At 64.0% G+C, this 8348-nt stretch carries 6 protein-coding genes; 4 read left to right on the top strand and 2 right to left on the bottom strand.

Features of this window, described 5'->3' with window-relative positions; all coding sequences use genetic code 11:
• On the bottom strand, positions 1-1539 hold a 1539-nt coding region (locus tag B2W70_RS02295; RefSeq protein WP_286742431.1), incomplete at its 3' end, for an AMP-binding protein.
• 282 nt (positions 1540-1821) lie between these two features.
• Here B2W70_RS02295 and B2W70_RS02290 point away from each other — a divergent pair.
• Positions 1822-2358: a hypothetical protein gene (locus B2W70_RS02290; protein ID WP_286742430.1), complete on the top strand. Its 537-nt coding sequence runs from the start codon at positions 1822-1824 to the stop codon at positions 2356-2358.
• A complete protein-coding gene (locus B2W70_RS02285; protein WP_286742428.1) occupies positions 2355-3965 on the top strand; it encodes a GMC family oxidoreductase in 1611 nt (536 codons plus the stop codon). Before B2W70_RS02290 ends, B2W70_RS02285 begins: the two co-directional genes overlap by 4 nt.
• 214 nt (positions 3966-4179) lie before the next feature.
• On the opposite strand, the gene ompA is transcribed toward B2W70_RS02285, so the two are convergent.
• Positions 4180-4812 carry an outer membrane protein OmpA gene (gene ompA, locus B2W70_RS02280; protein ID WP_286742426.1) on the bottom strand — a complete coding sequence of 211 codons (633 nt, stop codon included), beginning with the start codon at positions 4810-4812 and terminating at the stop codon, positions 4180-4182.
• Between the two features lie 278 nt (positions 4813-5090).
• Here ompA and gyrA point away from each other — a divergent pair, with 278 nt between their 5' ends.
• Complete coding sequence (gene gyrA, locus B2W70_RS02275; RefSeq protein WP_286742423.1) at positions 5091-7742, top strand: DNA gyrase subunit A; 2652 nt, start codon at positions 5091-5093, stop codon at positions 7740-7742.
• A 69-nt stretch (positions 7743-7811) separates the two neighbouring features.
• On the top strand, positions 7812-8348 hold a 537-nt coding region (locus B2W70_RS02270; RefSeq protein ID WP_286742420.1), incomplete at its 3' end, for a hypothetical protein.

Below are 8348 nucleotides of genomic sequence, written 5' to 3'. Positions count from 1 at the left end.
CTTGCGCACCACGAACAGCTTGACGGCCTCACCAGACTTCTCGTCCGGCACACCCACGGCGGCACACTCCATCACGCCAGGGTGCAGGTTCACCACCTGCTCGACCTCGTTGGGGTACACGTTGAAGCCCGAGACCAGGATCATGTCCTTCTTGCGGTCCACGATCTTGACCTGGCCCGAGGCGTCCATGATGCCGATGTCGCCCGTGCGGAAGAAGTTGTCGGCGGTCATGACCTTGGCGGTCTCATCGGCACGCTGCCAATAACCGGCCATCACCTGCGGACCGCGGATGGCGATCTCGCCCACGGCGCCAATTTCCAGGTGGTTGCCATCGTCGTCCAGGATCGCCACTTCGGTCGAAGGCAGCGGGTAGCCGATCGAGCCGTTGAACTCGGTGTTGTCCAGGCGGTTGGCCGTGGCCACCGGCGAGGTCTCCGACAGGCCGTAGCCTTCAACGATCGCGCAGCCCGTGACCTTCTTCCACTTCTCGGCCGTGGCCTGCTGAACGGCCATGCCGCCGCCCATCGACACCTTCAGGCCGGAGAAGTCCAGCTTGGCGAAGTCAGGGTGGTTGGCCAGCGCGTTGAACAAGGTGTTCACGGCGGGGAACTGGTTGACCTTGTAGCTGCCCAGGGTCTTGATCACGGCCGGCAGGTCACGCGGGTTCGGGATCAGGATGTTCATGCTGCCCATGCGAGCGCCCATGAAGTAGCACACCGTCAGCGCGAAGATGTGATACAGCGGCAAAGCGCACACAGCCACCAGCGGCTGGTTGCCCAGCTTGCTCAGCTCAGGCTTGAACCAGGCTTCGTTCTGCAGGATGTTGGCCACGACGTTGCTGTGCAGCAGCGTGGCGCCCTTGGAGACGCCCGTGGTGCCGCCGGTGTACTGCAGGAAGGCCACATCGCTGGGCTGCATGTTCGGGCGGCTGTACTTGGCCGAAGCACCCTTGGCCAATGCGTCCTTGAAGGACACCACCTTGACCGAGCCGGTGGGCAGGCTGAAAGCCGGCACCATCTTCTTGACGTGGCGCACCACGAGGTTCACCAGCGCGCCCTTGAGGAAGGGCAGCAGGTCGCCCATGGCGGCCAGCACCACGGTCTTGACCGGCGTGCGCGCGATGACTTCCTGCAGCGTGGTCGCGAAGTTCTCCAGGATCACGATGGCTTCTGCGCCAGAGTCCTTGAGCTGGTGCTCGAGTTCACGCGGGGTGTAGAGCGGGTTGACGTTGACCACCACGTAGCCGGCACGCAGCACCGCAGCAATCGCCACCACATATTGCGGCACGTTGGGCATCATCAGCGCGATGCGTGCACCTTTGGCCAGCCCCAAGGACTGGAAGTAGGCCGCCAAGGAGCGCGAGAGCTCATCGACCTGCTCGAAGGTCCAGTGCACGTCCATGAACGCGGCCATGTCGCGCTTGGCGTGCTGTTTGAAAGCCTGATCCAGCAGATCGACCAGCGAGTTGTACTCGCCCAGGTTGATGGTTGCGGGAACGCCGGGCTCATAGCTGGCCAGCCATGGTTGAGAAGTCGTCATTTGTCTTCCTCTGATGGGTCGATGGAGGCAGGACTGTCACCAAGCGTGACAGTCTGAAACTGGAGCGTTGTTCGCTGCATGGATTCTGCAACATTCGCGACTAAGGGTTTTCCCGAGACCGCACACGCCGTGATCGTTGTTTGAAACGCCGATGACCATTGAACACGGTATCGGCGGCGTCGCGCTCAGGGTATGTGTGAACCCTGTCACGGGCACAATCTTCGGCTGATTTGACTCAGAATGTTTTCACCTTGGCGCCCCCACAGATGAGACAGATTCGACATGGCTGACCGCGAGATTGACCACCCCCTCACCCCCAAGCGACGCTGGTTCCTCAAGACCGCGTTGGCCATCGGCGCCGTTGGTGCGTCGCTCGGCGGCCTGGTTTACTGGCACCGCGGCATGGCCGATGACAAGCTGACCGAACATGGCCGCGATGTGCTGCGCGGACTCGCCATCGGCATGGTCGGCCCCATGCTGCCCACCGATGCCAAGGCCCGCGAGGCGGCACTCGAAGCCCACCTTGAACGCGTCGAAGTGTTCTTGAACGGCCTGCCCACCTTCCTCAAGGGACAGATCGGTGCCGTGCTGGGCCTGCTGGGCAACCTGCCCACACGCAAGATGCTCACTGGCCTGGGCAAGCGCTGGAGCGAAGCCTCTGAAGCCGAGATCGCCGACGCGATCGAGACCATGCGTTTGAACCCGCTGCCCACCACACGTCTGACTTACCAGGTGGTCCGTTCGGTGACCTGCATGGTCTTTTTCTCCAACTCCGCCAACTGGTCCTTGACCGGCTACCCAGGCCCTGTCGAACTATGAGCAAACTCCCCGATCCCTTCCGCGAAGGCCTGGCGCGTGGCTGGAAGGCCACCAATGGCGAGGCGGGACTGCCCCAAGAGATTCAGTGCGACGTGGCCATCGTGGGCTCTGGCGCCGGCGCCGGCATCACCGCTGAATTGCTGACCAAGGCTGGCCTGGATGTCGTCCTGATCGAAGAAGGCCCACTGAAAACCAGCTCGGACTTCAACCAGAAAGAATCCGAGGCCTACGCCAGCCTGTACCAGGAAGGCGCAGGTCGCCGCACCATGGACGGTGCGCTCACCTTGCTGCAGGGCCGCTGCGTGGGCGGCACCACGGTCATCAACTGGACCAGCTCCTTTCGCACGCCCGCCAGCACCCTGGGCTACTGGCAGGACAAGTTCGGCCTGAAAGACTTCAGCGAAGCCGCCATGGCGCCCTGGTTCGACCAGGCTGAAAAGCGCCTGAACGTGCACAAGTGGGACATCCCCCCCAACCCCAACAACGAGTTGCTGCGCACTGGCGCGAACAAGCTCGGCATCTCGGCGGAGGTGATCCCGCGCAACGTCAAGACCTGCTACAACCTCGGCTCTTGCGGCATGGGCTGCCCGACGAATGCCAAGCAGTCGATGTTGGTGACCACGATCCCGGCTGCGCTCGAAACAGGCGCACGGCTGTTTCACCAGACCCGAGCCCAGCGCTTCGAATTCGATGGGAACCGCGTGACAGGCCTGGAGTGCGTGGGCATCCGCATCAACGGCACCCGCACATCCGACCAGGTCATGCGCGTCAAGGCTCGCCATTACGTGGTCTCCGGCGGCGCCATCAACTCGCCCGCGCTGCTCAAGCGCTCCGACGCACCGGACCCGCACGGCCTGCTGGGCACGCGCACCTTCCTGCACCCAGTGGCGTTCTCCAACGGCGTCTACAAGGAGCGCGTGGAAGGCTGGAGCGGCGCGCCGCAGTCCATCTACTCCGATCACTTCGTGCACAACGCACCGTTCGACGGCCCGATCGGCTACAAGCTGGAAGCCACCCCCATCCACCCCGGCCTGATGTCCGTGCTGATGGGCGGTTACGGCAAGGCCCTGGCCGAGCGCGTCGAGAACTACCCGCACACGCAAACGATGCTGTCGCTCATGCGCGATGGTTTCCACCCCGAGTCCGAAGGCGGAACGGTGCTGCTCAACGTCGATGGCATGCCGCTGCTCAACTACGTGATGAGCGACTACGTGCTGGCCGGCTTCAAGCAGTCCTTGCTGACCATGGCCGAGATCCAGTTCGCCGCCGGCGCCACCAAGGTGTTGCCGCTGCACGAACAGGGCCGCTACTACACCAGCTGGGCCGAGGCCAAGGCCGCCATCGAGGCTTTCGAGATGAAGGCGTATTACGTCGGCGGCGGCAGCGCCCACATCATGGGTGGCTGCGGCATGGGCGGCTCGGAGAAGCTCGGCGTGGTGCGCCCGGACGGCGTGCACTGGCAGATCGAGAACCTCTCGGTGCACGACGGCTCGATTTTCCCGACCAGCATCGGCGCCAACCCGCAACTCTCGATCTACGGCGTCGTCAACCGCATGGCCACGCAACTGGCCAAGCGGCTGAGCAACAAGGACGTGGCACTGGCCTGACGCGCAAGCAGGCCTCAGCCGAGGCCTTCCAGCACCCGAGGCGATCCATGAGGTCGCCTTTTTCATGCGCCCGAAGGTCGCGACGACGGCCAAACGCCCTCAAGCCACCTTCAGCACGCGAGGAAGACTACCGTCCAAAAAAGAAAAAGCCCCACAGCTGCCTGCGGGGCTTCTTCGGTGCGTGCAAATCAGCGGGCGTCAAGCCCGCCGTGCATCACTTGGTGCGGGTGCCGACCACTTCGATTTCGACGCGGCGGTTCTTGGCGCGACCATCAGCAGACTTGTTGTCAGCGACGGGCTGCTTCTCGCCCTTGCCTTCAACGTAAACGCGGGAAGCGTCGGTGCCCTTGCTGGTCAGGTAGTCCTTGACGGCCTGAGCGCGCTTCTCGGACAGCTTCTGGTTGTAGGCGTCAGCGCCCACGGAGTCGGTGTGACCCACGGCGATGATGACTTCCAGGGTGATGCCCTTGACCTTGTCGGACAGATCGTCCAGCTTGGCCTTGCCTTCAGGCTTCAGGGTGGCCTTGTCGAAGTCGAAGAAGGCGTCAGCAGCGAAGCTCACCTTTTCGGTGGCAGGCGCCACGGGCACGACGGGGGCCGGAGCCGGAGCAGCTGCGGGGGCAGCCGGTGCAGCAACAGGAGCCGGGGCAGCCGGAGCGGGCACGCCGTCGCAGCCTTGGACGCCGGTGGCCGGGGTCCAGCCGGTGTCGCGCCAGCAGTATTCGTTCGAGCCGTTCTTCCAGACGGTGCCGTCGGTGGCACGCCAGTTGTCGACGTTCTGGGCGAATGCACCACCGGCCAGTGCAGCAGTGGCAAACAGCGCGGCGATCTTGTTGAGTTTGATCATGCAGGTCCTCACGAGTATTAGGCGCAGACAAAAACTGCGAACGGCCCATGTGGGCGGTACCCCAGAACGGGCTTTTGCCCTGAAGAACAGGGATCACCCTAGGGCTGGTAACCAAATCATTGTGCCACAGCGATCCATTCGCTCAAGCATCCCCCGGGCTGCAGCGTCGCCCAGCTCGCCGCTGTTGCTTCAGGGCGACATGAGCGGCCAATTACAATGCTCGTTTGGACCGGGACCACCGTCCAAGCCAGGCGCTCTCCCATATCAGTGAAGCACGCATGACGTCATTCGCCAAGGAAACCCTGCCCATCAGCCTCGAAGAGGAGATGCGGCGTTCGTACCTCGATTACGCGATGAGCGTGATCGTCGGCCGCGCCCTGCCCGATGCCCGCGACGGCCTCAAGCCCGTGCACCGGCGCGTGCTGTTCGCGATGCACGAGCTCAACAACGACTGGAACCGCCCTTACAAGAAGTCGGCGCGCATCGTCGGCGACGTGATCGGCAAGTACCACCCGCACGGCGACTCGGCGGTGTACGACACCATCGTGCGCATGGCGCAGGACTTCTCCCTGCGCCACATGCTGGTCGATGGCCAGGGCAACTTCGGCTCGGTCGACGGCGACAACGCCGCCGCCATGCGGTACACGGAAATCCGCCTGGCCAAGATCGCCCACGACATGCTGGCCGACATCGACAAGGAAACCGTCGACTTCGGCCCCAACTACGACGGCTCGGAAAAAGAGCCGCTCGTGCTGCCGGCGCGCCTGCCCAACCTGCTGATCAACGGCTCGGCCGGCATCGCGGTCGGCATGGCCACCAACATCCCGCCCCACAACCTCAACGAGGTGGTGGACGCCTGCCTGCATTCGCTCAAGAACCCCGACTGCAGCGTCGATGAGCTCATGGAGATCATCCCGGCGCCGGACTTCCCGACCGCCGGCATCATTTATGGCCTCAGCGGTGTGCGCGAGGGCTACCGCACCGGCCGTGGTCGCGTGGTCATGCGCGCCCGCGTGCACTTCGAGGACATCGGCAAGGGCGACCGCCAGGCGATCATCGTCGACGAGATCCCCTACCAGGTGAACAAGAAGAACCTGCTCGAGCGCATCGCCGAGCTGGTCAACGAAAAGAAGATCGAAGGCATCAGCCACATCCAGGACGAGTCCGACAAGTCCGGCATGCGCGTGGTGATCGAGCTCAAGCGCGGCGAAGTGCCCGAGGTGGTGCTCAACAACCTGTACAAGCAGACGCAGCTGCAGGACACCTTCGGCATCAACATGGTGGCCCTGATCGACGGCCAACCCAAGCTGTGCAACCTCAAGGACCTGATCACGGTCTTTCTGGAGCACCGCCGCGAGGTCGTCACCCGCCGCACCGTGTACGAGCTGCGCAAGGCGCGCGAGCGCGGCCACGTGCTCGAAGGCCTGGCCGTGGCCCTGGCCAACATCGACGAGTTCATCGAGACCATCAAGACCTCGCCGACGCCGCCGGTGGCCAAAACGGCCCTGATGAGCAAGAGCTGGGACTCGTCGCTGGTGCGCGAGATGCTCGCCCGCGTCGATGGCGACCCTCAGCAGTACCGTCCGGAGAGCCTGTCGCCCAACTACGGCATGCAGCCTGACGGCCTGTACCGTTTGAGCGAAGACCAGGCCGGCGAAATCCTGCAGATGCGCCTGCAACGCCTGACGGGTCTGGAGCAGGACAAGATCATCGGCGAGTACAAGGACGTCATGGCCCAGATCGCCGACCTGCTGGACATCCTGTCCAAGCCGGAACGCGTGTCGTCGATCATTTCCGACGAGCTGATCGCCATCCGCACCGAGTTCGGCCAGACCAAGCTGGGCGCTCGCCGATCGACCATCGAGCACAACGCGCAAGAGCTGGGCACGGAAGACCTGATCACGCCGACCGACATGGTCGTGACGATCTCGCACACCGGCTACATCAAGAGCCAGCCGCTGTCCGAGTACCGTGCGCAAAAGCGGGGTGGCCGCGGCAAACAGGCGACAGCCACGAAGGAAGACGACTGGATCGACCAGCTCTTCATCGCCAACACGCATGACTACATCCTGTGCTTCAGCAACCGGGGCCGCGTCTACTGGATCAAGGTCTGGGAAGTGCCGCAGGGCTCGCGCAACTCGCGCGGCAAGCCCATGGTCAACATGTTCCCGCTGGAGAAGGAAGAGAAGATCAACGTGGTGCTGCCGCTGACCGGCGAGTTCCGCAGCTTCCCTGAAGACCACTACATCTTCATGTCGACCCGCCTGGGCACCGTCAAGAAGACCCCGCTGACCGACTTCAGCAACCCCCGCAAGGCCGGCATCATCGCCGTGGGCCTGGACGAGGGCGACGTGCTGGTGGGTGCGGCCCTGACAGACGGCAAGCACGACGTGATGCTGTTCTCCGATGGCGGCAAGGCCGTGCGCTTCGACGAAGAAGACGTGCGCCCGATGGGTCGCTCGGCGCGCGGCGTGCGCGGCATGATGCTGGAAGAAGGCCAGTCGGTCATCGCCATGCTGGTGGCCGAAGACGAGACGCAAAGCGTGCTGACCGCCACCGAGAACGGTTTCGGCAAGCGCACCAGCATCGTCGAGTACACCCGCCACGGCCGTGGCACCAAGGGCATGATCGCCATCCAGCAATCCGAGCGCAACGGCAAGGTGGTCGCGGCCACCCTGGTGCGTCCGGAGGACGAGATCATGCTGATCACGGACAAGGGCGTGGTGGTGCGCACCCGCGTGTCTGAAATCCGTGAACTCGGACGTGCCACGCAAGGCGTGACGCTGATTTCGCTGGACGAAGGCGCCAAATTGATCGGCCTGCAGCGCATCGCCGAGAACGATGCGGCAACGGCCGAAGAGGCAGAAGGCGCCGAAACCCCGGAAGCCGGCACCCCGGGTGACAACGCCGAGGGAACCTCCGAGGCCTGACGCCGATCTGACATCCTGCCGGGCGAAGATGTCGCCCCTTTCGCAACCGGAAAAGACAAGGACCGCAAGATGATGTTCCGCCAAACCGCTCTGGCCGCCGTGGCCGCCACCCTGGCCCTGTGCAGCCTGTCGGCCCACGCCGACAAGAAGGAGCAGATCCAGAAGGTGCTGTCCGTGCAGCAGCCCGCCCTGGAAGACATGGCCCGCGGCGTGGCCGAGCAGCCCGCTCGCCAACTCGCTGGCGGTGCCCGCAACATCCTGGTGCAAGCCGTGCCGGAGGACAAGCGCGAAGCCACGGCCAAGCAAGTCGATGCCGAGATCAAGAAGTACTTGGATGGCGCCATCCCCGCCGTGCGCGCCAGCGCCATCAAGTTGGCCCCGACCGCCATCGGCCCCATCCTGGAAGAGCGCTTCACCGAAGAAGAACTCAAGCAGCTGGTCGTGATGCTGGAGTCGCCCATCCTCAAGCGTTACCAGTCGGCCCTGCCCGAGATGAGCAACGCCCTGCTGGAAAAGGTCGTCGAGGACGCGCGCCCCGCCGTCAACCCCAAGCTACAGGCCGCCGAAGGCAACATCCGCAAGCTGCTGGACACCGCCTCGGGTGGC

Origin of the sequence: Aquabacterium sp. UBA2148 (assembly GCF_002328915.1) — a bacterium.
GTDB classification, from domain to species: Bacteria; Pseudomonadota; Gammaproteobacteria; order Burkholderiales; family Burkholderiaceae_C; genus Aquabacterium; species Aquabacterium parvum.
Note: the sequence above shows the minus strand (reverse complement) of the source record. Positions and strands in the feature narration are given on the sequence as shown.